We start from the raw sequence: 22,536 nt of genomic DNA, 5'->3' as shown, positions 1-22,536 counted from the left end.
GCCGGCAGCCGCAGATGCCAGCCGCCTCACCTGCCATCGGGAACCCGGGAAAATTCCGTGCGTTTGTTTTCAGTTAAACGGCCGAGGCAAACATGACTGCATTCGAGACGATGTCCGCCCAACCCTACCTGACCCGAACAAAAGCGCAACATCCGGAGGGCGAAAAACAGGCTAGCGCGGCATTGCGCCTGCAAGGGCGCGCAGAAAAAGCCGCTTTCCTCATCAACGGCAACCGCTATTTCGCCGAACTGGCCCGTTCATTGCGACAGGCGCAACGCACAGTGTGGATTATCGGGTGGGATTTCCACCCGGACATCCGCCTGGAGCCCGAAAAATCCGACGAAACCTTGGCCGATCTGCTGCATTCTGTGGCGGCGACAAATCCGGACCTCGAGATACGCATTCTGGTTTGGGCGCTCGGGCCGATCTATTCCGACAAGTCGATAAAGCTCCTTCGCAAGAAGAACTTCCCCAGAAATATCCGGATCGACCTGCGCTTCGATCTTCCCGCTGCCGTCCGTGGCTGCCACCACCAGAAACTTGTCTGCATCGACGACGCCGTTTCCTTCATTGGCGGCATGGATCTGACGGCGCGACGGTGGGATACAAGGCGCCATCGCGCGAGGAACCGGCTGCGGCGCGACCCGCACGGCGTTTCCTACGATCCCCTGCATGACGTGCAGGCAATGGTCACGGGCGATGCCGCCAGGCTGATCGGCGATATTGCCAGACGGCGCTGGGAAATCGCCACCGGAGAGAAGCATTCGCCGCTCGCCGAAAGCGTGTCTTTCGCCTGGCCGGACGATCTCCCCATTGCGCTTCATGAGGTCCCCGCCAGCTTCGCCTTGACAGAGCCGACGACCTCGCGCCGCGTCGGCATCAACGACGGCATTGCATCGACTTTGGACATCATCTCGCGCGCCCGGCATCAGCTTTACATCGAAGCGCAATATCTCGCCTCGTTCCGTGTCGCCAATGCCATAGCTGCGCGATTGCAGGAGGAGAATGGGCCGGAGGTGGTGGTGATTTGCACACGAAGCTCTCACGGGTTGATCGAAAAGCTCGTCATGGGCAGCAATCGCGACCGTGTCATCCGCCGCCTCAAACGCGCCGATCGCGCAAACCGGCTGCGCGTCTACTATCCTGTCGTACCGGGACCTGCGCCGGGTAAGGATGGCGAGGTCGAGGTGCTCATTCATTCGAAACTGATGATCGCCGACGACGAGCTGCTTCGCATCGGCTCCTCTAATCTTAACAACCGCTCGGAAGGCCTTGATTCGGAATGTGATCTTCTACTTGAGGCGAGCAACGGCGAACACCGGCGAGCAATCGCCGATCTGCGCAATCGCCTGCTCGCGGAATATCTCGGAAAGGCCCCCGAGACCCTTGCCGCGGCTTATGCACAAAGCGGTTCGGTGATCGAGGCGATCGAGGCTCTGAACAATGGTCCTCCGGGCCTCAGGGAATTTGACGTCGAGCTGTCCGGCAGGGTTTCGCCTGTCGCAGGGACAGCGATCTTCGACCCGGGCCGGCCTTTTCTGCTCCTACACAGACTGGGCCTCGGCGCGCTCCTCCGCTTCTTCTTCCGCACCACCGCCTGACCGCCGGAAGACGACTTCGCTGACGAGAAGAAGCATCGTGCCGAGCATCAGCGGGATGAAGAAATAGGCGCAGCGGAACGCGATCAGCGCGCCGATCGACGCCTGCTGCGGCACGACATAGGAAACGGTCGCCTCCAGCACGCCGAGACCGCCCGGCACATGCGTTGCGAGGATCGCCGAATTGGCGAGCACGTAGGCCGTGACCGACCGGAAGAAAGCGACGTCGCCGAAGGTCGAGAGCATCTGGTGCAGGCAGGCGGAGACCAGCATGAAATTAACGGTGCCGACACCCACCTGCGCGACGGCAATCGAAAAGCGCGGCAGCTGAAACGACCAGCGCCACAGCCTGAGCCGGCCGCGAACGAAGAAGGCCAGGCCCGCATAGAGGACGGGCACGATCAGAGCCAGCAGCCCGAAGATGCGGGTGCTCGCCGCGTCAGCGCGCAGCAGGCGTGCCGCGTCATCAGGATTGATGGTCAACGCCAGGCCACCGAGCGTGACGAGCCCGAGCCCCACGGTGACGCCGCAAAACAGGATGATCTTCGCCACATCCTCCGTCGTCAACCCCCAGCGCGAATAGAAACGATAGCGGAAGGCGCCGCTGCTCAGCCCCGCAAAGCCGATATTGTGGCCGAGCGAAAGGCTGATGAAGGAGGCGAGCACGATCTTGCGATAGGGCAAGGATTTGCCGAGCGAACGGATCGCCAGGAAATCGAAGCAGCTGAGGCAGAGGTAGGAAGCAGCCGCAAAGAGAAGCGCCGTGCAGAAGGTCGGAAGAGGAATGCTGCGGACCGACTGGACGATCTGATCGAGGCTATATTGCTGGAATATCCGGTAAAGAAGAAAGACCGCAAGACAAAGCCCGGCAACGAGCAGTCCATTCAAGATTATGCTTTTCAGGTTCATCGATCATCCATTCCGAAGTGCGGGCGGCGGGGCTTGTCTTCTGGAACGATCAAACGAGTTCTGTGTTCCCCAGGGGAGGACGAGTTCTGTGTCCCCTCGGGGAAACAAGCTTTCAGTGGGCCATGCCGGACAAATCGATCAAACTCCTGACCTATAACGTGCACAGCTGCATCGGCAGCGACCGGAAGCTCGATCCCGGCCGCATCGCGTCCGTCATTGCCGAGACGGAGGCCGATGTCATCGCGCTCCAGGAGGTCGACGTCGGCAGGCGCAGGACCGGCGGCATCGACCAGGCGCACGTGATCGCCTCGCTTCTGAAGATGCAGGCGCATTTCCATCCAGCGCTCTCGGTCGCCGAAGAACAATATGGCGATGCCGTTATCACCGCGCTGCCGACCGGCGCGGTCAAGGCCGGCCCGCTGCCCTCCATCGGTGAGGCCAGGGGCGCGCTTTCGGTCGAAATCATGGTCGGCGACAGGAAACTGCTGGTCGTCAACACCCATCTCGGCCTTCGCGGCGGCGAGCGTATCCGCCAGATGACGACGCTCCTCAATTCCGGCTGGCTCCACGGAACGGCGGAAACGCCGATGCCGGCCGTCCTCTGCGGCGATTTTAACGCCATTCCTTCTTCCGCGACCTATCGGCTCGTCGCCCGCTCACTGAAGGACGCGCAGCTCGCCGGCCCAGGCGCGCCGAAAGCCACCTTCCCCTCCCGCTATCCGCTGATGCGCCTCGACCATATCTTCGTGACCGGCGATCTCGTCGTCAAACAGGCGAAAGTTCTGGAAACCCGGCTGACGAGGGTCGCTTCGGACCATCTGCCGCTGCTGGCGGAAATTGGTTTCGCCTGATCGCCAGGCGTTGGGCCAAAGCCTGCCCTACCTCAGTTTCCTATTCCGGCCGCGCGGATTGCATCAATGCAGCATCGGCCCCAGCGGATATTGCGGATGTCTGCAGTGAAACGTGGTAATAAGCCCGAGTGCGCGTGTCGCAACATCCTCGGCCAGAACGGCATCAGTCGTGGCCAGATCTCCGGCGACGGACAGGATCGCCGCTCCAACCGAGAGCATCGCAGTCCCAAGCGCGTCATCACCTTCCTGCGTAGCCCACCTGGCATTCCGCTCGAGCGTCACGGCCAGCTTCTCCAGCATCGCCTGCCGTTCCGGAGGAGCGAGATCGCCAAATACGGGGTTCAAACCGGCTGCCAATGCCTTCATCGCGACGCCTGCAATTTGTTGTTCGTAAGCTGCAAACGCGCGAAATGTCCGAAAGATGCGTTCGAGAACGCCGGAGCGACATGGGTGGACAAGGAAGTCGTTACCGGCAAAGGCCTGGTCACCAGCCGCAAGCCCGGCGACTCCCCGCATTCTGCGCAAAATCGTTGAGGAATTCGCGGAAGCCGACACTCGCAACAGGCTCGGAGCGCCTGAATGGTTCGCAGAAGGCACCCTGCCCCTAGGGATAAGGAAACGGGCCGCCTCAAGAGGTTGATTAGCTTCGTCATCTGATCCATATAGAAGCGGCTGCGGCCAGCTCAGCTGGGCGCATGCTTGGAAAAACTCCTAGCCTGCCTCTCCGGCAGCCTGGTACGCTTCCTTAAGCGAAGGCTCGCAAGGAACAGATTGCCCTTCCCGCGAGTTCATTGTCGCAATTTAATCGGAGACGAATATGGATCAATTTGCCAGCAGCAATACGATGCTCGCGCGGCGCCTTCAGCAGGCGCGGCTTGCAAAGGGTTATAGTCTGGAAGACCTCGCAATCGCGACCGGACTGACAATTGACGAAATTGCCGCAGCCGAAGAGCCGGGCAACAAAGTGCCTCAACATCACGTCGATCGTATCGACCATGCTCTCGGCTGAGCTCAAAGGCAGACATGGAGCCTTCGGCGTATAGCGAAGCCTGCTACACCGCCATGATCTGAAGGCTAATTCAGCCAATTTCAAAAAGGAACACGGCGCGCCGTCGGCGGCGCGTCAGTGACGGCTATAGAGCGGCGGCATCACGTCTTCGTCGGCAAGCTCGGGATAGAGCTGCCGGCGGGTGCGGGCTAGCGCTTCCGCCTCCCTGCGGTTCCGTTCCAGGAGAGCCGACGTCACGTCCCTGTAGGGCGCACCCTCCGACAAGGCGACGCGCACGGTTGCGCCCTGCGAGAGGAAGTCGCAGAACGATTGCACCGAGCGAAGGCGCGTCGTGATCTCGACGTAGCGGTCGTCATATCCAGCCATGCCTGCCTCCTTCTAGGAAAAGCAAGATTTCACGCACACTTCGGCAACAAGATGGCGGCCGGTCAGATCACCATCTGCTCGCCGAGCTCGACGACGCGGTTGCTCGGCAGCTGGAAGTAATCGGAGGGATCGATGGCGAAACCGGCCATGGCGATGAACAGGCGGTCCTGCCAGCGGGGAAGACCGGTATTGGGATCGCCAACCAGCTTGCGCCGCCCGACATAGAAGGAGGTCGACATGATCTCGAACTGGAATCCGGCCTGCCGGCAGAGCGGCATGGCCGCCGAGACGTTCTGATCCTCCATGAAGCCGAAATTCAGCTGGATCTTGCTAAAGCGGGGCGAGATCCGCTCGATCGTCACCCGCTGGGATTCCGGCACATAGGGCCGCGACGCCGTCCTGACGTTCAGGATGACGTTCTGCTCGTGAAGGACCCTGTTGTGCTTGATGTTGTGCAGCAGCACGCTGGGCGCCATGTCGGGAACGCTCGAGAGAAAGATCGCCGTTCCCGGGACATCGACCGGGCTGTGTTCCGACTTGCGCTCGATCGACCTGACGAACTGGGCGAGCGGGATGTCGTTGCGCGCGGCCTTATCCCGCACGAGCAGGGTTCCCTTCTTCCAAGTCCACATCATCGCGATCAGCACCGCGGCGATCAGCACGGGGACATAGCCGCCGTCGTGAATCTTCAGCAGATTGGCGCTGAGGAAGACGCTCTCCAATATGAAGAGCGGAAGCAGGACGGCAAGGGCGGCGAGCACAGTCCAGCCCCAGACGGCGCGAAGGAACTGGAACGACAGGATGGTCGTGACCACCATCGCGCCCGTGACCGAGATCCCGTAGGCCGTTGCCAGCGATTCCGAGCTGCCGAACGAGAAGATCAGGGCGAGCACGCCGATCAGCAGCACCATGTTGACCGCGGGCACATAGATCTGGCCGGTGTTCGACGCTGACGTGAAACATATTTCGAGACGCGGCAGGAAGCCGAGGTGGATGGCCTGGCGGGCGAGCGAGAAGGCGCCGGTTATGACCGCCTGGCTGGCGATGATCGTCGCGGCTGTCGCCAGGAGTACGGCGGGCAGCATCGCCCATTCCGGGAACAGCAGGAAGAATGGATCGGATGCGGCAGCCGGGTTCTTGAGGACGAGGGCGCCCTGGCCGAGGTAGTTGAGGGCGAGCGACGGGAAGACCACCGCGAACCAGGCGACCTGGATCGGCTTGCGTCCGAAGTGCCCGAGATCGGCATAGAGCGCTTCCGCGCCCGTCACGGTCAGGAATACCGCACCGAGGATGACGAGGCCGACGAAGCCCGCATGGGTGATGAAGTCGAAGGCGTAGAACGGGTTGAGTGCGGCGAAAATCGCCGTGTCGTCGGCGATATGAAGCAGGCCGGCGATGCCCATGACCACGAACCAGACGAGCGTGATCGGCCCGAACAGCTTGGAAACGGCGGCGGTTCCGACCGATTGCACCAGGAAGACCATGAGCATGATCGCCACGGCGATCGGCAGCACATAGGGCGTGAAAACAGGCGTCACCAGCTTCAGGCCTTCGAGCGCCGAAAGCACCGAGAGCGCCGGCGTGATCATGGCGTCACCGATGAAAAGGGCAGCGCCGATGATGCCCGCGAAGAAGAAGATCGTCGCGTGCCTTTTCGTCTTCTTCATCAGAAGCGCGAGCAGCGACAGCGTGCCGCCCTCGCCGTCATTGTCGGCCCTGAGGAGGAAGAGCACGTATTTGAAGGTGACGATGCTCGTCAGCGTCCAGATCATCAGCGAGATCAGCCCGATCACCTCATGCGGAGCCGCGCCATCATGGGCGAAGGGCCGAAGCGCTTCGCGGAAGGCATACAGCGGGCTGGTACCGATGTCGCCATAGACGACCCCGATCGCACCGATCAGCAGCCCCGCGAACTGTCGCGAACCATGGTGGCTGCTGGCTTCGTGGGCTGTTGCACTCATCAGGCATCCTCGGCTGCTGACCCAGACCAAGGATATGGTGCGGCCGCTGCGTTTTGAAACGTCATCCTAGCCTAATAGATTCCGGCGGGGATCCCCAGATTTTAGGCCCGACCGCCTTAAATGCGAATGGCCGCGCAATCAAGGGAGAGAACGAAGCTCTTGCCTGAGCATCGATCCCACGTCCCGGCGTTACGCCTTCGCGAGCTTTCGGTTCAAGGCGGCAACGACGAGCGGCAGGGCCGTGGTCGCCACGGCGCCCAGAGGCATCCGTCTGATGCCGCGCGTGGCGACGAATGCCGCCGCCATCGCACCCGCCAGCTTGAGCCATGGCCGGTCGCCGAGCTGCGCATGCGCGCTGGCATCGGCCCATCGGACGTTTTCCGCAACGACGGTTGTGGTCTGCTCCCTGATCACATGGAGCCTGGCCCGAAGATTTTCGAGCTCCTCCCGCAGCTCTCGCAAACGCCCGTCCAGAGCATGCCCTTCGGAGATTTCGCCGGTTTCCACGACATAGGCTTCGAACGGGACATCCTGGCCGAGCGTCGCGAGATAGGCATGGTATTCGGCCTCGCTCGCAAAACCCTCGCGCCTGACGAGGTCAGGATTGATGTCGGCCTCTCCCCTATCGGCCAGCGGGATACCGGCGTCATCGAGCCTGTCGTTCGGACCGGCGGGTTCGTTCTTGAACATGATGCGTCTCCCATGTTTCCTCACGGCAGAACGCCCGATGGCCGAAATTGATCCCTTCCGCCGGCAGAAGACGATTTCATCACTCCTGCGGGCTGAAACGTTCCGGCCGGAAATCCGCCAGCAGCGGGTGACGGCGTCCGGTGGCGATCTCGTCAGCCAGCAATTCGCCGGCAATCAGGCCGAGCGTCGCGCCGCTATGGCTGAAGGCGACGAAATAACCCCAGATCGACGGCAGTTCGCCGAAAACAGGCTCGCCATCGCCGGGAATAGGCTTGGGGCCGACGCCGTAATCCTCGATTTCGAGCGCGGGGTTGCCTTCGAGAACCTTCGAAGCCTCGAGCAGCAACCCGTCCAGCGTCGATTGCCTGACGTCATAGCTGCCGTCCGCCTTGATGCCGACCTCTTCCTCCGACCAGGCGGAATCGAGCGCGAAACCGCCATTGGGTGTCGGCCGGATGGCGACGCGGGGCGTGTTGAGCACAGCTTTCAGCGGGTGGCGGAGCGGCTTGGTCCTGACGAGAAGGGCGACCGGCGTCGCGTCATCGATCGTCTCGCCGACACCGGCCACGATCTGGGGAACGGCGCCGCCCGCAGCAAGCAAGACGGACTCAGCCTCCCAGCGCCGGCCGTCCGCAGCGGTCACGCCGCAGACGCGCGCGCCTTCGATATCGACCGTCGCGCGTCCGGCATCCGTGACGATCTCGCCGCCGAGCGAACGAAACTCCTCCGCGAGAATGCCGATCAGCGAGGGAAGATCGACCCAGCCCTCCCCCGGGTTGAAGATCGCGCCTTGCGGCGTCACGACGCGCGCGTCGACGCCCGGTGTGGTTCCGGCGATCTCATCAGGGGAGAGCCATTGCGCGTGGTAGCCGAGCGCATGCTCATAATCGACGATCTCGGCGATCTCGTTGCTGGCGTCATCCGCATCCCAGGTCAGGCCGCCTTCGAAGCGCAGCCAGGGCGCATCGGGATATCGGGCGGCGAGCGTGCGATAGCGGTCGATGCCGGCAAGACGCAGCCGGTGATAGGCATCGGAGCGTTTGCGCGCCGAATTGAGCCAGGCGAGCGAGCGGCCGGAAGCACCGTTGGCAAGCGGCCCGTCATTGACGAGCACGGTGGCGATCCCCAGCCGGGCGAGATGGACCGCTGTCGAGACGCCGAATATGCCGCCGCCGATGACGACGACCTTCGAAGGTTTAGGGGAAGCATTCATGTCGATAACCTTGTTTCCTGCTCTTGCTTCACTGGAACGAAATCAGGCGTCTCACAGGACTTCCGCGAGGAAGCGCTGCAGCCGCTCGCTTCTCGGATTGTCGAAAATCTCCTGCGGAGAGCCCGCCTCGACGATCCGGCCCTCGTCCATGAACACCACCTGGTCGGCCACGCGGCGGGCAAATCCCATCTCATGGGTCACCACGACCATGGTCATGCCCTGGCGGCCGAGCGCCGCCATCAGATCGAGAACACCCTTCACCAGCTCGGGATCGAGCGCGCTCGTCACTTCGTCGAAGAGGATGATCTCGGGATCCATGGCGAGCGCGCGGGCGATAGCGACGCGCTGCTGCTGCCCGCCCGACAGGCCTGACGGACGATGATCCCTGCGTGCGGCAAGCCCAACCTCGGCGAGACGCGCCTCGGCGATGCGCCGCGCCTCCTGCCTCGACATCTTCTTGATCTTGGTCAGCGACAGCATGACGTTTTCAAGCGCCGTGTGATCGGGAAAGAGGTTGAAGTGCTGGAACACCATGCCGACGCACCGGCGCAGCCGCTCGGGCTTCATGGCAAGGATGCTGTCGCCATCGAGCAGGATGTCGCCGCCCTTCGGCTCGACCAGCCTGTTCAGGCAGCGCAGCAGCGTCGACTTGCCCGAGCCGGAAGGCCCGATGATGCAGGTGACGCTGCCCGGCGCGATGTCGAGATCGATGCCCTTGAGCACCTCGAGTTCGCCGTAGGCCATGCGGAGATCGCGGATGCCGAGCGCCCCGCCCCTAAAGCGCGGCCTGTCGCCGGCGGCGGGGCTGGCAGCCGCCTGCAGCTCGCTCACCTCGACCAATCCGCTCGCAGCCCCAGAGCCGTGCCCCTGTTTTCCCAGCCGCAGCCGCGCATCGATGAAATTGACCAAGTGGGTCAGCGGCACGGTGATGACGAGGTAGAAGACGCCCGCCAGCAGCAGCGGCGAAAGATTGCCGGTGACGACGGCCTGATCCTGCCCGACGCGAAAGATCTCCCGCTCGGAGGCGAGCAGGCCCAGGAAATAGACGAGGCTCGAATCCTTGACGTTGCCTATGAACTGATTGACCAGCGCCGGCAGAACGCGGCGGATGCCTTGCGGGATGACGATCAGGCGCATGCCCTGCCCGTAACTCATGCTGAGCGCCCGGCAGGCCTCCATCTGGCCGCGCTCGACGCTCTGGATGCCCGAGCGGAAGATTTCGCCGATATAGGCGCCGGCGATCAGGCTGAGTGCCAGGATGCCGAGCGGGAACGGCGACGGGCCGAAAATGTCCCGTCCGATCCGGGCAAAGCCCTGGCCGATGATCAGGATGGTGACGATCGCCGGCAGCCCGCGGAAGATATCTGTATAGATGCGCGCCGGCAGCCGCAGCCAGCGGGATTGGGAGATGCCCATGACCGCCAGCACCATGCCGATGACGACGCCGAGCACGGTCGAGGCGGCCGCCAGGATCAGCGTGTTCTTCAGGCCGACGCTGATCATGCTCGGCAATACTTCGGCCATTGCTTCCCAATCGAGGAAGCTGCGGCGCAGATTTTCAAGCCAGTTCATTGCAATCCCCATCGAAGCCCTTGCCGGACACGCAGCCGGCAAGGGTCAGCCGTCGTCAGCGGACGGCGAGCGGCCTCACTTCTTGGGAAGATACTGGTCCGGCATCGGCGAGCCCGGGAACCATTTCTCGTAAAGCGTCTTCCAGGTGCCGTCCTGCATCGCCTCGTGAAGCGCGCCGTTCAGGGCCGTGCGGAAGGCGTCATTGCCCTTGCGGATCACGAAGCCCGCCGGCGCATCGAAGGACGGGATATTGACGGCGACCTTCAGCGCGGGATAGCGCTCGCCATATTGCTTGGCGGCCTCGTAATCGAGGAAATGCGCGTCGATCGTGCCGTTGTTGAGCGCGGCGACGGCGGAATTGTTGTCGGGGAATTTCACCAGATCGGTCTCGCCGAAATTCTTGGCTGCGTAGACTTCCTGCAGCGTTCCCTGCACGACGCCGAGGCGCTTGCCCTTCAGCCCGCCCGCATCCTTGATCGCCGCATCCGGCGTCAGCACGGAGAGGTAGCCGGCGAGATAACCGTCGGAAAAATCGACGGTCTTCTTGCGGGCTTCGGTGGTTCCGATCGCCGCGACGGCCACGTCGAACCGTTCGTTTGCGACGGATGGCAGCAGGGCTGAAAATTCCTGGCCGGTAAACGTCACCTTGTCCTTGGGGAAGCCGATACGGGAGACGACATTGAGGAAGAACTCGATGTCGAAACCGGTGAACTGCCCGTCCGCCGTCGCGAAGGTATAGGGCTTGGCATCGCCCATCGTGCCGACGCTGATCGTGCCGGGCTCGATGAGATTATAGGGATTTTCGGCCGCGGCCACGGATCCGGCTCCCATTGCCAGGAGGCATGTCAGAAAGCCGGCCCGCACGGGTGCCGCGATCGCTGCGAAAGATGGAAAAGGCTTCATGGTCGTTCTCCGCTCCAAAGGGATGCTCTTATCGGCATTCGGATTTGCCCTGCCTTGCCTATTCCGGCAAAGTATCCGGACAAGATACCGGTCTCCTTCATAAAGAGACCGGTCTCACGACATATTTGATATCTGTCAATTGACCGGCCGTCAACAACTCTTGTAGTGCTGCCTCATGGAAGATTCCGCTGCTCCGAAACGTTCAGTCACGGTCGCCGACGTCGCGAAGGCGGCAGGCGTCTCAAAGGCGACGGCCGCCCGCGTGCTCGGCGGCTATGGCGTCGTCAGCGACAAGATCAGGGACGAGGTGATGGCGGCTGCCGCCGCCCTCGAATACCGCCCGAACGAGCTCGCCCGCAGCATGAGCACCGGACGGTCCGGCATCATCGGGGTCGTGGTCGGGGATATCGAGAATGCCTTCTTCAGCCTCGCCGTGCGCGGCATCACCGATGCGGCCCGCCTTGCCGGCTTCAACGTCATCATCGCCAATTCCGGCGAAGAACTCGGAGCGGAAAAATCGGCGGTCGACCTGCTGATCGGCAAACGCGTCGACGGGCTGATCGTCACACCGGCGCGCTGCGACAGCATGGAGCATCTGCAACAGGTCCGCCGCGCCGGCGTGCCCCTGGTTCTGTTCGACCGCAGCATCCCGGAACTCGACGCCGACGCCGTGACCGGCGACGATCGCGACGCCGCGACCGCCGCAACCCGATACCTGATCGAACAGGGCCATCGCCGGCTCGCCTATGTCTCGGCCATGGCAGCGAAGGATGGCGGGCTGACCGATATCGGACGGATCTCGAATTCGGCGGTACGCGAACGCGTCAAGGGTTTTGTCAGCGTTTTGACTGAGGCGGACCTGCCGAACCCGCTTCATTATGTCAGGCTCGGCGCTACGGACCAGCGGCAGACGGACGGCGTGATCAAAAGCCTGCTTCAGGACGCGTCACCGCCGACGGCGCTGCTGGCATCGGACAGCCTAGTCGGACTCAGGATCTTCAAGTCGCTGCAGTCGCTTGGGCTTTCGATCCCGAACGACGTCTCGATGATTTCTTTCCTGGATGCCGATTGGACCAGCGTCACCGTTCCGCCGATCACCATCGTCGACCAGCGCGTCTACGAGATGGGCAAGCTCGCCGGCGAGCGCCTGGTCGCCCGCATCGAGCGAGCCCCGCTTGCCGTCGAGCGTCTGCAGGTCGCTACGCGCCTGGTGATACGCGGCTCCGTCGCGACGATCGGCCGATGACGGTGCCGCCCCGGGCGGCTCGCGCAGCGACGTCTTTTGCGATGTGGCTCATTCCGCGCATGCCCGACTTCTGGAAAAGGCGCGTTTCCATTCCCGTCAAAAGCATGTGACCAGACAGGCCGGGCGATCTCGCGCCCGGCCTGTCCGGTCATCCTGTCAAGCCGGCATGCGCCGCAAGGCGGCACAGGCCTCCTCCATCAGAAGGCAGCTTCGACTTTCTGGGCGATGTCGGCCGGAACCCACTTCGTCCAGAGATCCTTGTTTTCCTGCAGGAAGTGCTTGGCGCCAACCTCGCCGTCGGCCTGGTTCTCGGTCTGCCACGCCATCAGCTTGCCGACCGTGTCGTTGCTCCAGCCGCGCGTATTGAAATAGGCGAGCACCTCAGGCGTGGCGCGATCGGCGAACTCCTTCGTCAGCACCGTATAGACCTTATCGACGGGCCAGGCGGAGACCTTCGGATCCGGGCAATCCAGGTTGGTAATGCAGCGCTTCCATTCGGCCGCGTCGTGCGGAGCGCTGCTCTGCAGCATCACCATCTGGTACTTGCCGAGCAATGCGGTCGGCGCCCAGTAATAGGTGATGAAGCCTTCCTTGCGCTCATAGGCTTTGGCGATCGCGCCGTCGAGGCCGGCGGCCGAGCCGGGGTCGAGCAGGTTGAAGCCCTTGTCGGCGGCCTTGTATGCCTTGTAGAGCTGCGCCGTCACGACGGTCGCGCCCCAGCCCTGTGCGCCGTTGAAGATGACGCCCTTGCTGGAATCTTCAGGATCGGGAAAGAGTTCGGGATGCTTCAGCGCATCGTCGACCGTCTTGATATCGGGATGGGCGTCGGCCAGATATTTCGGAATCCACCAGCCCTGCACGCCGCCATCCGGCAGCGCCGGCGCGCCGAATACGATCTTACCTTCCTTCAGGCCGCGTGGAACGATCTCAGGCAGGAGATCCACCCAGGTCTCCGAGGAAACGTCGGGTTCGCCCTTTTCCACCATCGATGTCGTCGTCGGCACGGTATCGCCGGGAACGGTCTCGACCGTGCAGCCATATCCGTTTTCCAGGATGAACTTGTCGACATAGGTCAGCACTTCGGCGCTCTGAACGTTGTGCACCGTCAGGACGACCGTGCCGCATTCGGCGGCGGACGCAGGCGCGTACAATCCCGCGAAGCCGACCAGAAGACATGTTGACGCAAGCAATTTCTTCATTCTCGTTCCCTCTGTTTTGCGGCCGTGAAAAAGACAGGGTGCCGCAGAGTCCTGCCTAAAAACTCGCCTCTTCACGGGCGCTCATTGAATGGAGGGACCTCGTTTCGCCGCGCGCACCAACCCGGCCCCTCCCGCTAAGCTCGTAAGCGAGCAGATGAGACGGGTAGCGAATGCGATCGTCTGTGGGTCACCCCAATCTTTCGGTAGAGACCTTATAGCGAAACCCTGTCCGCCGGACAAGCAAAATGTACATATGTGTCATTAAACTATTCGATGATGATTGTTTTACCGACTATTATGTACATTTCGACGGAGTCGCATGAATCGGACGCTGCAAGTCAGCAGCGCGGAAGCGTGGTTTACCCCGGACGAGGTGTTTAAGGCAGAGGCTGCCGGCTTCAGCCGCATGCGCAATCTCATCCCACTCTAATCGTAGAGCTCGCCATGTCCGATCTGCTCCTTCGCGGGCGTATCGCTGATGGCTGGATCGTCGGCTGGATCGGGATCTTTTCTGTTGGCCTCGTTCAGAACCCGCGCCGCCTCGAGGAGCGCCACCGATATTTCCTCGGTTCCCCATCCGGCTTCATTGGCTTCTGCGATCAGTTGTTCCAATGCGTTTCGCGCAGCAGCGATCGCCTCTTGGAAGCGTTGCGCCGGCGCTTCGGCTTTCGGCGATGGAAAAGTCATCGGCGTTCCCTCCATGGATCTGACTGTCATGGATGAACGCGGCGCGCCCGAAATGGATGCACCGTCTCTGACTATTTTAATATTCGAAAGGCCGATCCTGACGCGTCAAATAACCGTCTGCAGCAGGAAAGGAGAGCGTTCCAGCGGCTGCTGGGCGAGAAGCCTCAGCATCGCCGGGCCTTGTATGCCGGCTGTCGTGCGTGAGCGGCCATCGTGATAGATCACCGTCATCAGCTGGCTGTGAACATCGTAGCGAATCTGCGCGATCGTCCGGGTGTGAACGGGAAAGATGAATTCGTTGGGCTGAGATTCCTGCCCTGATGTCTTCCTGCTCATCGCGATGCCCCAGCGAAACAATGACCCGGCGTCGAAAACAGCACATACCCGCAGCGTGCCCCACTCGACCGTCTTCGACCAATTGACCGATCAACTGCAGGAACGGCGCGCTCCCGCAATCGGGCCGAAAGCCCCCCGGCCTCAGCCTATCGTGCCTATGAAGCACATATTGTTGCTATGGTCGCGTGACATCAGCGTGACATGCAGATCGGAGCGTGAAAGCCCCGCGCGGACCTGGCTCGTGAAGCACCGGCTGCGAAGGCGGCCAGACCCTTAATGCAACGTACCGTGCGGCCCGTGGAACCAGCCAGCCTGCGGCCGGCATTCGGCCGTACGCGCGAGCGAGCGAATGGCTTCGTCCGCGGCGAAGACCACGGCCTTCAGCCGTTCGATCTCGTAGTCGAGTTCGCAGAGCTCGACCTCGTCGAGGCTGCCGTTGGACAAGAGCTGCTTGGCCATCTCGATCATGCGCTCCGTGCGTCCAACGATATCAAGGCCGCTTCGTATGATGATGTCGTGCATGGCTTCCCCCCGCTTGGATGACGAAGCGTCCGATATAATCGAGGGGATGACAATCCTGAAATCTTGTCAGACGCGCTCGCGAAGCGCGTGGTAGAGATCCCGGAGTTCGTCCAGCGGGGAATAGTAGCGATGACGCGGCGCGTAGGCGCTGCGGCCGGCAAGGACGAGGGCGCTGGCGGCCGCCGCGACGAGCAGGACCGTCGTGACCGGATAAAGCTTCACCGCCGCTTCGGTCTGACGCACGGCTTTTCCGGCGCCGCCCTTGGCCGAGCGGGCGATATCGAGGACCTGCTGCTGAAGCGCGTCGATCTGCTTTCGCAAGGCGCTCAAATCTTCCTGCGGATCATAATCAGGCTGCCTGGGAACGCCGACGGAGGCAGTGTTCGTGTCGATGATGGCTTTCGGCACCGGTTCGCCAATCCTGGCTCCACTGGTGTCGAGGGTCGTCGTTTCGGTGTTTTTGCGGCGCGGCATGATCGTCTCTCCTTTCTGTAAGGCGGGCTTAGAGCATGTCGCGCAAAAGTGTTCAGCGGTTTTGCGATAACGACATGCGTAAACAAAGGCCTAAAGCGCAACGAGCGAATCCAGAAAGATCGCGACGCGCTTTAATCATCGTCGAGCGAGAAGACCGGCCGGTAATGGCGCTCGGCAATCAGCAAGGTGCGGTCGGGCCGGATGATATAGATCTCCTCGACCTGCCGTCCCCATTGGTCGGTGAAGCTATGCGGAAAGGAGGACCCCACCGGCGATTTGGTCAATTTCGTGCGCGGCTGGCCATTATAAGTGATGCTGCCCGGGATCGGTTCCAGACCCGCGGACGAATAGCTGCCCGTGCTGGCCGTGCAGCCTGCCAGCGCAACGGCGAGGACCAGTCCCATGCTCCGCTTCATCGAACCCTCCAGCTGCTTCGGCGTCGGCCGTTCCTGGCTAAAGTAACAGGCAGCGAGGGATATTTGTTCCGGAATTCGACTGTGAACAAGTAAGACCCGGCTTCCTGGCCGGAACAACCGGGCCAGGGCGTAGTTCGGCGGCAAAGGAGAAGCCACATGAACCACCAAGCATCGCGCCGCTGGCTGCTCTTCGGAGGAAGCCGGCCGGCCCGGCAGCGCAGTTTCCGAAACCGGGAGCATGCCGATCGAGATCGCCGCGGATCGCGCCATGGCTGACATTATCGAGGTCGATTTCCACCTGGTGTGGCGATACCCGGTGTTCATCCGCACCGGCCAGAGCCAGCGTCAGCGTATAGAAGGCCCCGACGCTGCGCTCGATGCCCTGAACAACAGCTGGGCAACCGTGCGGGGCGGCGGCTATGTGGAAGCGAAGCGGCGTTGCGTCGATGCGCTTCGCAGACGCGGAAGCGCGGAATTGGCCCGCCAGCGTTTCATCCAGGCCGCCATCGCCGCCGGCGTGCTCGCTTGATTCGTTTGTGCGCAAACGCACTAAACCCACCAGCGGTCTGGCGCCCTTCAAAGCGTCAGCTATCGTGGAAGATGAAGAAGAGCCTATCAGGTTTACAGGCATGGTGGTGGCGTGATGACGATTTTCGAAAAGCCGATACAGCCCCGGGACTTCCGCTGCCTTTCGCTGGCTGTCATGAGTTGGTATCGCCATTTCGGCATCAAGGTGGGCGAACATGACAGCCAGATCCTCTGTAGCGCCGCCATTCAGCTTTTCAACGACGGCACGACGGATGTCGAGGCTCTGACGGCAGGGCTGCTCGAGATGTTTCCCGCGCCGGATCTTCTCAAGATCAACGCACCGACCTCGCAGTCGATCCACTAACCGGCATCGTAGTCTCTCAGATCTGCTGCACCAACGAAAACGGCTGTGTCAGCCGAGGGCGTCGGCATCCCATGCATGGTGCGATCTATCCGTCCGCTCGCGGGAGCTAATGCTCGTCGCTGCGACGCCTTACGGCGTGTTTGACTGCTAGCAAATGCCTGCGCCGCTCCAGCATATAGTCGGCATAGCCGACGCAGATGTAGAGCAGGGTCGGGCCGGCGAAGATCAGGATAAGAGCGAGTGCAAGGACAATGAATGCGGTCGTCATGGTCTGTGTTCCATCATGTTGGTGACGTAAGGCGACGGACCTGACATCTTCTGCCGATCAGGTTCCGCCGCCTTTTCTGTCCCTCACTTTTCTCGTGCATCGTGGGTGTGATGGCGATCATGCTCGCCGCCGCCGCCGGAGACCTTGCTTCGCGTGCGCCGATCCGGCTCGGCCGGCGGCTTTGGTATTTCGAGCGGAGCCTCGGCGTTTTCATGCGATGCGCCCGGGCCGCCCTGGCGGATGGTCGACGGGCTCTTTTTCGAGGTGGACATCGATACCTCCTACCTGTCCTGCTGGTAACCCTGGTGAGTGGTGTTGATCTTCGTGTTTCCCTGCTGGCCCTTCTTGTCGGGGCTTTCACTGCCGCCTGCCATGGCGGTATCTTCTGCCTTCGTCTTTGCCGGCTTGCCTGTACCCTTTTGGCTGACATTGTCGGCGGGAACCGGGGGTAATCTGCTGCTCATCACCTTCTCCTTATTGGGCTCCTCGTTTGCCTCTTCATTTGGGATTTCGATTGGAGCTGTGATCGGAATATTGCTCGGTCTGGACCGTCTTGCCGTCGAGGCCGCGCTCCTTGGAATGCTGCGTCTTGGCCCGGTTCGAAAGGACCATATTCTCGGGAAGTTTTTCGTCGTCGAGGTTGGTCATCGCCCCGCTGCCGTCGCCTTTCCCCTTCGCGCCAGCGCCCATATGTTTCCGGTCGGCATGTGCCATGATTTTCTCCTTCGGTTTGTCGAGTCAAACAATCCAGATCAACGGAGGTTCCGCCCCGACGGCAAATCCGCCACAGCGGAGGCTAGCCTGAGCGCTCCCGGGATTTCTCCAGGTGCCGGCGCAACTCTTTCTTCTGGATGAAATGATCGGTGTTGCCCGGCTCATGATCGGGGTGCGACACTTCCAGATCGAGATCGTCGGGAAGCGCAAGCGCCTGCTTGGCGTTCATGATGCCCAGCGGCACCCGTCCCTCCTCCGTATCCACGGCAACTTCGACCAGCTTTTTCTTCGATTTCATCTCGGCGATCCTTATCCTTACCTATTCAGAATCCGCCGGCCGTCCATTCGTTCCCTCCCCGCTCGATGTTGCGGCCTTTCTTCCAGCATCGCCTCCGTGACGCGCTCCATGAGCGGGCTCGATCCCATCTCCTCCATCGAAACCGACAGCTTCGGCTTCCAGTTCGGGTAACTGTCGCTGGTGCCCGGAATATTGGTCGGCTTCTTCTCGTCGGTGAGATCGGCAAGGCGGACGGCCACGAGCAGCGAAGGGGTTCTGGCAATGAAGCGATAGGCGCTGACGGTGAGTTTCCGCAGCGTCTCCCGGCTTGCCCTTGCGGTGAGCCCCGCCGGCACGTCGAGACCGGCCGCCTTCAGTGCGGCCTTCAGGTGTCTGCGCTCGCGCCTGCGATTTTCGAGATGTTTTGCGGTGAGATCCGGTGGCACGATACCATGGTCGCGCCGGTCATCGATGTCGGCAGCACGCCACCAGCCGGCGAGCGTCTGGTGGTCATGCGTCGAGATACAGGCCAAAGCGAGAGGGGGATAGGCGTCTACAGGCTTGAAGCCCTTTTCATCCTGTTCATAGGAGAGGATACGATAGGAAAGAATGTGAGCCGCCTCCAGATCATCCGGCAAGTCAGCCGGGATCATTCCGAGCGCTTCGCCGATGACGAGGCAGCGATGCTCGGTTGAGGCCTCGGAGAGGATCTCTAGCAGCCGATGCTGGGGATAGCTGACATAGGCGCCGTCTTCCGGCCGGCTGCCGAGCGGCACCAGGAAGAGACGCCGGATTGCCGGCGCATGATCGATACGGATCGCACCGGCATAACGCATGGCAGCACTCACCATGCGCCGGTAGGGCGACGCGTCTCCCGCAGCGATGGTGGAAGGCAGGAAGCCGGCAAGGTGCCAGTCCTGTCCTTCTACGGCAAAGGGGTCGGGTGGACTGCCGATAGTGGCCTCGGATAGATAGACGTCGGGCTCGCTCCATGTCGCCGAACCGTCGATAGCCTCGCCGACGGCAAGATCGAGATAGAGGCCGAGCCGCAGGCCAGCCTTCTCCGCCCGCTCTGCCGCCTGCAGCAACTGCCGGTGCGCGAGCCACTGCAGCCACATGTGGAAGCGGACATCGTCAGCGTGTCGGCGCTCGAAGGCGATGACGGCGGCACTGTCGAAACGCTGGAAATCGGCCGGCCATGCCTGCCAGCCGGCCCCTGCGCCGCGCTCGACCATGGACAGCGACAGGCAGTCGAAAAGCGCGTGCCGCCGCAGGCTCTCGCCGCCTTGTTGCACGAAGGCTGCGAAATCAGCGGGACGATAGTCCTTGTCCGGCTTGGCTTGCACCTGCCAGACCGGCCAGAGCGAACGCAGGGCTCGAAGCTTCGTTCTTGCGACCCCGGCGTAGTCGACAAGATCCGTCCGGCGAAGCCTCTTCAGTTGAGCTTCGAGCTCGGCATTGCCGGCAAAACCCGGCACCCGGTCTACTGCGATATAGAGCGTGTTCAGGTGCTGACGGTTCGAAGGCTCGTAGGGGCTGCAGCGTTCGGGATCGGCGAGCAGCGGCGCATGAAGCGGGTTGAGGCCGATGAAATCCGCCCCGAGCGATCCCGCGAGATCCGCCATGGCGGCAAGATCCTCGAAATCTCCGATCCCCCAGTTGCGGTCAGAACGAAGTTCATAGAGCTGCAGGGCAATCCCCCAAACCCGCGTGCCGGCAAGGAAATCCGGCAGAAAAGACGTTGGGATCTTCTTATCCGCCTCCGGCGGCAAAGCGCCGTCTTCTGCCCGGGCGGCTTCGGACAGATCGACCTTCAAGGCGGACAGTATCTTGCGCTTGGCCTCGTTGGAGATGGCCACTTCGCGATTGTCGGGGCTCGGCCTGGTCGGGCTGATGCCATGCCGGCGTGCAAGCCTATCGAGCTCTGCGGATCTCATGCTTCCATCACCTCATGCCAGTCTCATGCCTCGCTGATGCTCCAGATCACCGTCCAAGGCGCGAGTTCGCCGTCGTCGCTGCGGCCGAGACGGAAGATCGTCTCGCCGTCTTCACGCTTGCTACCAGGTGATGCCGCCTCATTGCCGAGGTTGGCGCGCAGATGAAGGCGGCTGTTGCCGGCGAGCGTCCAATCCACCGCCACGGCGGTGCCCGCCGAGCGGTAGACCGCATCGCCGGCGCCTTTCAGCAAGGGGATGATCCTGTGGCGGCGCAGATCGAGAAGCTTCCGGTAGAAATCGAGAACCTCGGAGGAAGCGCGTTTCGACCAGTCGAGCTTGCCGGCGGCGAAGGTCGAGGGCGCCGTCGGATCGAGAAGGTCCGCGGCATCGAAGCCCGGCAGGCGCGACAGTTCTTCACGCCGACCTTTCCTGACCTTCTCATTCAGGTCCTCGTCGAAATCGCAGAAATATGGAAAAGGCTCACGCGCACCCCACTCCTCGCCCATGAACAGCATCGGTATCTCGGGCGACAACAGATAGATTGAAGTGACCGCCTTGACGGCATCGACCGGGCTGGAAGCCATGATGCGGTCGCCAAGCGCGCGGTTGCCGATCTGATCGTGATTCTGGATGAAGGACACGAAGGCGGTTGGCGGCAGATGGCCGCTCGGCCTGCCCCGGCTTCCGCCGCGATAGGGCATATGTTCACCCTGAAACACGAAGCCTTCCGCCAGCGCCCGGCCGAGCTTCTCCCCGTCACCGGCGTAGTCAGCATAATAGCCGAAGGTCTCGCCGGTGGCGGCGATGTGGAGCACATGATGCACGTCGTCGTTCCACTGCGCGGTGAAAAGCCGCGCTTCGCCTTTGTCGTCACGCGTCAGGAGGTCGCTGTCGTTCTCTTCGTTTTCGACGATCAGGTGCACATGCCGGCCGCCGGCCGCGGCCCTGACGCGCCGCGTAAGCGCGTGGAGAAGATGCTCGTCGCTGTCATCCTTGATGGCGTGGACGGCGTCGAAGCGGAATCCGTCGAGCCTGAATTCGGTGAGCCAGTAGAGGGCGTTCTCGATGACGAATTCGCGGATCATCTCGGATCCGTCGCCGTCGTAATTGATGCCGTTGCCCCAAGGTGTCTTGTGCTGATCGGTAAAGAGCGGCGCGTATGAAGGGATGTAATTCCCGTCAGGCCCGAAGTGATTGTAGACCACGTCGAGGAAAACACTGATGCCGCGCTCATGCGCCGCATCCACCAGCGCCATGAGATCTTCCGGCCGCCCATAGCTGCTGTCGGGGGCGTAGGGCAGCACGCCGTCATAGCCCCAGCTGTAACGACCGGGAAAATCGCTGAGCGGCATGATCTGCAAAGCCGTGACGCCGAGTTCCCGGAGATGGTCGAGCCGCTCGATCGCATCCCTGAAAGTGCCCTCCGGCGTAAAGCAGCCGATATGCAGCTCATAGAGAACCATCTCTTCCCAGGGCCGGCCCGTCCAGCCGTTCGTCTTCCAGCGATAGGCGGAGAGATCGACCACTTCGCTCGGCCCATGCACGTCCTCAGGCTGGAACCGCGAAGCGGGATCGGGAATTTCGAGCCCGTCCGGCAAGACGAAGCGGTAACGCGTACCGGCATGGGCGTCCGAAACCGTGCAGCGATGCCAGCCGTCCTCTTCCGCATACATCGGGCGCGGGTCAGCACCTTCTATCTTCAACGACACGCTTTCATGCAACGGCGCCCAAAGGCGAAACAGAATGCCCTCTTCGGTGAAGTCAGGTCCGAACGTCGTTTGAGTCAAGGGAAAGCCTTTGATGAAACGGGATGGGATTTGGGTAACTTTCGCGGGAGCAAAAAGTTTCGTCCGCACTCTCGTTGCGAACGTCGCCATCGCTGGATGGTCTACTCACCGCCTCACAAGAAATTACATCAATCGAGCCAAGTCGATGGCTCACGCATCCCATGGATGACGAGGATGATTTCCACGCCGTAATTGGCGGGCTCATAGACGGCGATGTAGCGCCCCTCGATAATCAGGCGGGCGGCGGGGCTGATTTCCGGACGAGGAGGCCCGATTTCCGGGTGGGCGGCAACCAGATCGAACTTATCGAAAAGCTTTTGCAGCAGCCTGTCTGCTGCAGGCTCATTGTGGACGGCAATATTAAGCCAGATATCGCGCATCTGGCGCTGGGCACGCGGAGATAACTTGTATTTAGCCACGAGCTGCGCGTTCTGCTTTCAGCTTTTGCAGGAACTCTGCCGGATCGACTTCTTGGGGTTCGCCGCTGGCTTTGCCCTCGGCATATTCCCGCTTCAGATTTTCCAGCTCAAGCGCTCGGAATTGTTCGCGCTGCTCCAACAGGCGGAGACTGTCGCGCATGACCTCGCTGGCACTGGCGTAGCGCCCGCTTTCAACAAGCTCGCGGACAAAGCCTTCGTACCGAGGGCCGATATTATAGCTGGACGGCATGGCAACACCTTTCATCAAGCAGATGTTATCAGCTTTTGCT

General features: G+C 61.9%; 29 protein-coding genes. 7 read left to right on the top strand and 22 right to left on the bottom strand.

Translation table 11 applies throughout. The annotated features are described in order from the left end of the window. Positions 1–92 precede the first annotated feature (92 nt). The gene (locus tag ATY76_RS16130; RefSeq protein ID WP_088675734.1) at positions 93–1,601 is read left to right on the top strand and encodes a phospholipase D-like domain-containing protein; all 1,509 of its coding nucleotides are present in this window, start codon (positions 93–95) and stop codon (positions 1,599–1,601) included. On the opposite strand, the gene ATY76_RS16125 is transcribed toward ATY76_RS16130, so the two are convergent. Further along, positions 1,545–2,507 carry a lysylphosphatidylglycerol synthase domain-containing protein gene (locus tag ATY76_RS16125; RefSeq protein WP_088675733.1) on the bottom strand — a complete coding sequence of 321 codons (963 nt, stop codon included), beginning with the start codon at positions 2,505–2,507 and terminating at the stop codon, positions 1,545–1,547. The two genes, ATY76_RS16130 and ATY76_RS16125, sit on opposite strands and share 57 nt — an antisense overlap. Positions 2,508–2,629: 122 nt before the next feature. Here ATY76_RS16125 and ATY76_RS16120 point away from each other — a divergent pair, with 122 nt between their 5' ends. From ATY76_RS16120 to ATY76_RS16110, 3 genes are all read left to right on the top strand, one after another. Further along, entirely contained in the window at positions 2,630–3,358 is a 729-nt protein-coding gene (locus tag ATY76_RS16120) for an endonuclease/exonuclease/phosphatase family protein (protein WP_088675732.1), read from the top strand. 96 nt (positions 3,359–3,454) lie between these two features. After that, positions 3,455–3,892: a hypothetical protein gene (locus tag ATY76_RS33735; protein WP_190233683.1), complete on the top strand. Its 438-nt coding sequence runs from the start codon at positions 3,455–3,457 to the stop codon at positions 3,890–3,892. 283 nt (positions 3,893–4,175) lie between these two features. Next, complete coding sequence (locus tag ATY76_RS16110; RefSeq protein ID WP_088675731.1) at positions 4,176–4,367, top strand: helix-turn-helix transcriptional regulator; 192 nt, start codon at positions 4,176–4,178, stop codon at positions 4,365–4,367. Between the two features lie 114 nt (positions 4,368–4,481). Here the strand turns inward: ATY76_RS16110 and ATY76_RS16105 are convergent, their stop codons facing one another. The 6 genes from ATY76_RS16105 to ATY76_RS16080 form a co-directional block, all read right to left on the bottom strand. Beyond that, the gene (locus ATY76_RS16105; RefSeq protein WP_088675730.1) at positions 4,482–4,733 is read right to left on the bottom strand and encodes a hypothetical protein; all 252 of its coding nucleotides are present in this window, start codon (positions 4,731–4,733) and stop codon (positions 4,482–4,484) included. Positions 4,734–4,795: 62 nt separating this feature from the next. After that, on the bottom strand, positions 4,796–6,694 hold the full coding sequence (locus tag ATY76_RS16100) for a potassium transporter Kup (RefSeq protein ID WP_088675729.1): 1,899 nt from the start codon (positions 6,692–6,694) through the stop codon (positions 4,796–4,798). A 189-nt stretch (positions 6,695–6,883) separates the two neighbouring features. After that, positions 6,884–7,384, bottom strand: coding sequence for a hypothetical protein (locus tag ATY76_RS16095; protein ID WP_088675728.1), 501 nt, complete (start codon positions 7,382–7,384; stop codon positions 6,884–6,886). Positions 7,385–7,463: 79 nt separating this feature from the next. Continuing rightward, positions 7,464–8,597 carry an FAD-binding oxidoreductase gene (locus ATY76_RS16090; protein ID WP_088675727.1) on the bottom strand — a complete coding sequence of 378 codons (1,134 nt, stop codon included), beginning with the start codon at positions 8,595–8,597 and terminating at the stop codon, positions 7,464–7,466. A gap of 51 nt (positions 8,598–8,648) precedes the next feature. Then, positions 8,649–10,169 (bottom strand): amino acid ABC transporter permease/ATP-binding protein, encoded by a 1,521-nt coding sequence (locus tag ATY76_RS34465; protein ID WP_088675726.1) that lies wholly within the window; start codon positions 10,167–10,169, stop codon positions 8,649–8,651. A 75-nt stretch (positions 10,170–10,244) separates the two neighbouring features. Continuing rightward, positions 10,245–11,072, bottom strand: a complete 828-nt coding sequence (locus ATY76_RS16080) for an ABC transporter substrate-binding protein (RefSeq protein WP_088675725.1) — start codon at positions 11,070–11,072, stop codon at positions 10,245–10,247. Positions 11,073–11,247: 175 nt separating this feature from the next. On the opposite strand from ATY76_RS16080, the gene ATY76_RS16075 reads away from it, so the two are divergent. Then, positions 11,248–12,318, top strand: a complete 1,071-nt coding sequence (locus tag ATY76_RS16075) for a LacI family DNA-binding transcriptional regulator (RefSeq protein ID WP_088675724.1) — start codon at positions 11,248–11,250, stop codon at positions 12,316–12,318. Positions 12,319–12,515: 197 nt separating this feature from the next. Here the strand turns inward: ATY76_RS16075 and ATY76_RS16070 are convergent, their stop codons facing one another. The 6 genes from ATY76_RS16070 to ATY76_RS16045 form a co-directional block, all read right to left on the bottom strand. Further along, positions 12,516–13,517: a glycine betaine ABC transporter substrate-binding protein gene (locus tag ATY76_RS16070; RefSeq protein ID WP_088675723.1), complete on the bottom strand. Its 1,002-nt coding sequence runs from the start codon at positions 13,515–13,517 to the stop codon at positions 12,516–12,518. 426 nt (positions 13,518–13,943) lie between these two features. Beyond that, positions 13,944–14,204, bottom strand: a complete 261-nt coding sequence (locus ATY76_RS16065; RefSeq protein ID WP_088675722.1) for a hypothetical protein — start codon at positions 14,202–14,204, stop codon at positions 13,944–13,946. A 105-nt stretch (positions 14,205–14,309) separates the two neighbouring features. Beyond that, positions 14,310–14,540, bottom strand: coding sequence for a hypothetical protein (locus ATY76_RS16060; RefSeq protein ID WP_088675721.1), 231 nt, complete (start codon positions 14,538–14,540; stop codon positions 14,310–14,312). Between the two features lie 273 nt (positions 14,541–14,813). Then, on the bottom strand, positions 14,814–15,062 hold the full coding sequence (locus ATY76_RS16055) for a hypothetical protein (protein ID WP_088675720.1): 249 nt from the start codon (positions 15,060–15,062) through the stop codon (positions 14,814–14,816). 66 nt (positions 15,063–15,128) lie between these two features. Then, on the bottom strand, positions 15,129–15,536 hold the full coding sequence (locus ATY76_RS16050; protein WP_088675719.1) for a hypothetical protein: 408 nt from the start codon (positions 15,534–15,536) through the stop codon (positions 15,129–15,131). Positions 15,537–15,667: 131 nt separating this feature from the next. Further along, positions 15,668–15,952 (bottom strand): hypothetical protein, encoded by a 285-nt coding sequence (locus ATY76_RS16045; protein ID WP_088675718.1) that lies wholly within the window; start codon positions 15,950–15,952, stop codon positions 15,668–15,670. Between the two features lie 238 nt (positions 15,953–16,190). Here ATY76_RS16045 and ATY76_RS16040 point away from each other — a divergent pair, with 238 nt between their 5' ends. Together ATY76_RS16040 and ATY76_RS16035 are read left to right on the top strand one after the other, a co-directional pair. Then, entirely contained in the window at positions 16,191–16,481 is a 291-nt protein-coding gene (locus tag ATY76_RS16040) for a DUF982 domain-containing protein (protein WP_245309916.1), read from the top strand. A 114-nt stretch (positions 16,482–16,595) separates the two neighbouring features. After that, positions 16,596–16,844, top strand: coding sequence for a hypothetical protein (locus tag ATY76_RS16035; protein WP_088675717.1), 249 nt, complete (start codon positions 16,596–16,598; stop codon positions 16,842–16,844). Between the two features lie 106 nt (positions 16,845–16,950). Here ATY76_RS16035 and ATY76_RS33730 read toward each other — a convergent pair whose 3' ends face one another. The 9 genes from ATY76_RS33730 to ATY76_RS15995 all read right to left on the bottom strand — a co-directional run bounded on the left by ATY76_RS33730 (position 16,951) and on the right by ATY76_RS15995 (position 22,496). Beyond that, positions 16,951–17,112 (bottom strand): hypothetical protein, encoded by a 162-nt coding sequence (locus ATY76_RS33730; protein WP_190233668.1) that lies wholly within the window; start codon positions 17,110–17,112, stop codon positions 16,951–16,953. Between the two features lie 83 nt (positions 17,113–17,195). Continuing rightward, positions 17,196–17,384 carry a hypothetical protein gene (locus ATY76_RS16030; protein WP_088675716.1) on the bottom strand — a complete coding sequence of 63 codons (189 nt, stop codon included), beginning with the start codon at positions 17,382–17,384 and terminating at the stop codon, positions 17,196–17,198. A 9-nt stretch (positions 17,385–17,393) separates the two neighbouring features. Beyond that, on the bottom strand, positions 17,394–17,576 hold the full coding sequence (locus ATY76_RS16025) for a hypothetical protein (RefSeq protein WP_088675715.1): 183 nt from the start codon (positions 17,574–17,576) through the stop codon (positions 17,394–17,396). A 34-nt stretch (positions 17,577–17,610) separates the two neighbouring features. Next, positions 17,611–17,826, bottom strand: coding sequence for a hypothetical protein (locus ATY76_RS16020; protein WP_088675714.1), 216 nt, complete (start codon positions 17,824–17,826; stop codon positions 17,611–17,613). A gap of 82 nt (positions 17,827–17,908) precedes the next feature. After that, positions 17,909–18,124: a hypothetical protein gene (locus ATY76_RS16015; RefSeq protein ID WP_088675713.1), complete on the bottom strand. Its 216-nt coding sequence runs from the start codon at positions 18,122–18,124 to the stop codon at positions 17,909–17,911. Between the two features lie 17 nt (positions 18,125–18,141). Next, positions 18,142–20,040, bottom strand: coding sequence for a 4-alpha-glucanotransferase (malQ, locus tag ATY76_RS16010; protein WP_088675712.1), 1,899 nt, complete (start codon positions 20,038–20,040; stop codon positions 18,142–18,144). Positions 20,041–20,063: 23 nt separating this feature from the next. Then, on the bottom strand, positions 20,064–21,827 hold the full coding sequence (gene treZ, locus ATY76_RS16005; RefSeq protein ID WP_088675711.1) for a malto-oligosyltrehalose trehalohydrolase: 1,764 nt from the start codon (positions 21,825–21,827) through the stop codon (positions 20,064–20,066). Positions 21,828–21,955: 128 nt separating this feature from the next. Then, positions 21,956–22,246, bottom strand: coding sequence for a type II toxin-antitoxin system RelE/ParE family toxin (locus tag ATY76_RS16000; RefSeq protein ID WP_088675710.1), 291 nt, complete (start codon positions 22,244–22,246; stop codon positions 21,956–21,958). Beyond that, entirely contained in the window at positions 22,239–22,496 is a 258-nt protein-coding gene (locus tag ATY76_RS15995) for a type II toxin-antitoxin system ParD family antitoxin (RefSeq protein WP_088675709.1), read from the bottom strand. Before ATY76_RS15995 ends, ATY76_RS16000 begins: the two co-directional genes overlap by 8 nt. Between the last annotated feature and the right edge of the window lie 40 nt (positions 22,497–22,536).

Source organism: Rhizobium sp. R339, from assembly GCF_002211395.1.
Taxonomy (GTDB): domain Bacteria; phylum Pseudomonadota; class Alphaproteobacteria; order Rhizobiales; family Rhizobiaceae; genus Rhizobium.
This window is presented reverse-complemented; position numbering and strand designations above follow the sequence as displayed.

What these genes read in the sequence shown, in the direction of transcription:
- ATY76_RS16130 (WP_088675734.1), top strand. Translation starts at nt 93, where the DNA reads ATGACTGCATTCGAGACGATGTCCGCCCAACCCTACCTGACCCGAACA.
- ATY76_RS16125 (WP_088675733.1), bottom strand. Translation starts at nt 2,507, where the DNA reads ATGAACCTGAAAAGCATAATCTTGAATGGACTGCTCGTTGCCGGGCTT.
- ATY76_RS16120 (WP_088675732.1), top strand. Translation starts at nt 2,630, where the DNA reads ATGCCGGACAAATCGATCAAACTCCTGACCTATAACGTGCACAGCTGC.
- ATY76_RS33735 (WP_190233683.1), top strand. Translation starts at nt 3,455, where the DNA reads ATGTCTGCAGTGAAACGTGGTAATAAGCCCGAGTGCGCGTGTCGCAAC.
- ATY76_RS16110 (WP_088675731.1), top strand. Translation starts at nt 4,176, where the DNA reads ATGGATCAATTTGCCAGCAGCAATACGATGCTCGCGCGGCGCCTTCAG.
- ATY76_RS16105 (WP_088675730.1), bottom strand. Translation starts at nt 4,733, where the DNA reads ATGGCTGGATATGACGACCGCTACGTCGAGATCACGACGCGCCTTCGC.
- ATY76_RS16100 (WP_088675729.1), bottom strand. Translation starts at nt 6,694, where the DNA reads ATGAGTGCAACAGCCCACGAAGCCAGCAGCCACCATGGTTCGCGACAG.
- ATY76_RS16095 (WP_088675728.1), bottom strand. Translation starts at nt 7,384, where the DNA reads ATGTTCAAGAACGAACCCGCCGGTCCGAACGACAGGCTCGATGACGCC.
- ATY76_RS16090 (WP_088675727.1), bottom strand. Translation starts at nt 8,597, where the DNA reads ATGAATGCTTCCCCTAAACCTTCGAAGGTCGTCGTCATCGGCGGCGGC.
- ATY76_RS34465 (WP_088675726.1), bottom strand. Translation starts at nt 10,169, where the DNA reads ATGAACTGGCTTGAAAATCTGCGCCGCAGCTTCCTCGATTGGGAAGCA.
- ATY76_RS16080 (WP_088675725.1), bottom strand. Translation starts at nt 11,072, where the DNA reads ATGAAGCCTTTTCCATCTTTCGCAGCGATCGCGGCACCCGTGCGGGCC.
- ATY76_RS16075 (WP_088675724.1), top strand. Translation starts at nt 11,248, where the DNA reads ATGGAAGATTCCGCTGCTCCGAAACGTTCAGTCACGGTCGCCGACGTC.
- ATY76_RS16070 (WP_088675723.1), bottom strand. Translation starts at nt 13,517, where the DNA reads ATGAAGAAATTGCTTGCGTCAACATGTCTTCTGGTCGGCTTCGCGGGA.
- ATY76_RS16065 (WP_088675722.1), bottom strand. Translation starts at nt 14,204, where the DNA reads ATGACTTTTCCATCGCCGAAAGCCGAAGCGCCGGCGCAACGCTTCCAA.
- ATY76_RS16060 (WP_088675721.1), bottom strand. Translation starts at nt 14,540, where the DNA reads ATGAGCAGGAAGACATCAGGGCAGGAATCTCAGCCCAACGAATTCATC.
- ATY76_RS16055 (WP_088675720.1), bottom strand. Translation starts at nt 15,062, where the DNA reads ATGCACGACATCATCATACGAAGCGGCCTTGATATCGTTGGACGCACG.
- ATY76_RS16050 (WP_088675719.1), bottom strand. Translation starts at nt 15,536, where the DNA reads ATGCCGCGCCGCAAAAACACCGAAACGACGACCCTCGACACCAGTGGA.
- ATY76_RS16045 (WP_088675718.1), bottom strand. Translation starts at nt 15,952, where the DNA reads ATGAAGCGGAGCATGGGACTGGTCCTCGCCGTTGCGCTGGCAGGCTGC.
- ATY76_RS16040 (WP_245309916.1), top strand. Translation starts at nt 16,191, where the DNA reads ATGCCGATCGAGATCGCCGCGGATCGCGCCATGGCTGACATTATCGAG.
- ATY76_RS16035 (WP_088675717.1), top strand. Translation starts at nt 16,596, where the DNA reads ATGACGATTTTCGAAAAGCCGATACAGCCCCGGGACTTCCGCTGCCTT.
- ATY76_RS33730 (WP_190233668.1), bottom strand. Translation starts at nt 17,112, where the DNA reads ATGACGACCGCATTCATTGTCCTTGCACTCGCTCTTATCCTGATCTTC.
- ATY76_RS16030 (WP_088675716.1), bottom strand. Translation starts at nt 17,384, where the DNA reads ATGTCCACCTCGAAAAAGAGCCCGTCGACCATCCGCCAGGGCGGCCCG.
- ATY76_RS16025 (WP_088675715.1), bottom strand. Translation starts at nt 17,576, where the DNA reads ATGAGCAGCAGATTACCCCCGGTTCCCGCCGACAATGTCAGCCAAAAG.
- ATY76_RS16020 (WP_088675714.1), bottom strand. Translation starts at nt 17,826, where the DNA reads ATGGCACATGCCGACCGGAAACATATGGGCGCTGGCGCGAAGGGGAAA.
- ATY76_RS16015 (WP_088675713.1), bottom strand. Translation starts at nt 18,124, where the DNA reads ATGAAATCGAAGAAAAAGCTGGTCGAAGTTGCCGTGGATACGGAGGAG.
- malQ (WP_088675712.1), bottom strand. Translation starts at nt 20,040, where the DNA reads ATGAGATCCGCAGAGCTCGATAGGCTTGCACGCCGGCATGGCATCAGC.
- ATY76_RS15995 (WP_088675709.1), bottom strand. Translation starts at nt 22,496, where the DNA reads ATGCCGTCCAGCTATAATATCGGCCCTCGGTACGAAGGCTTTGTCCGC.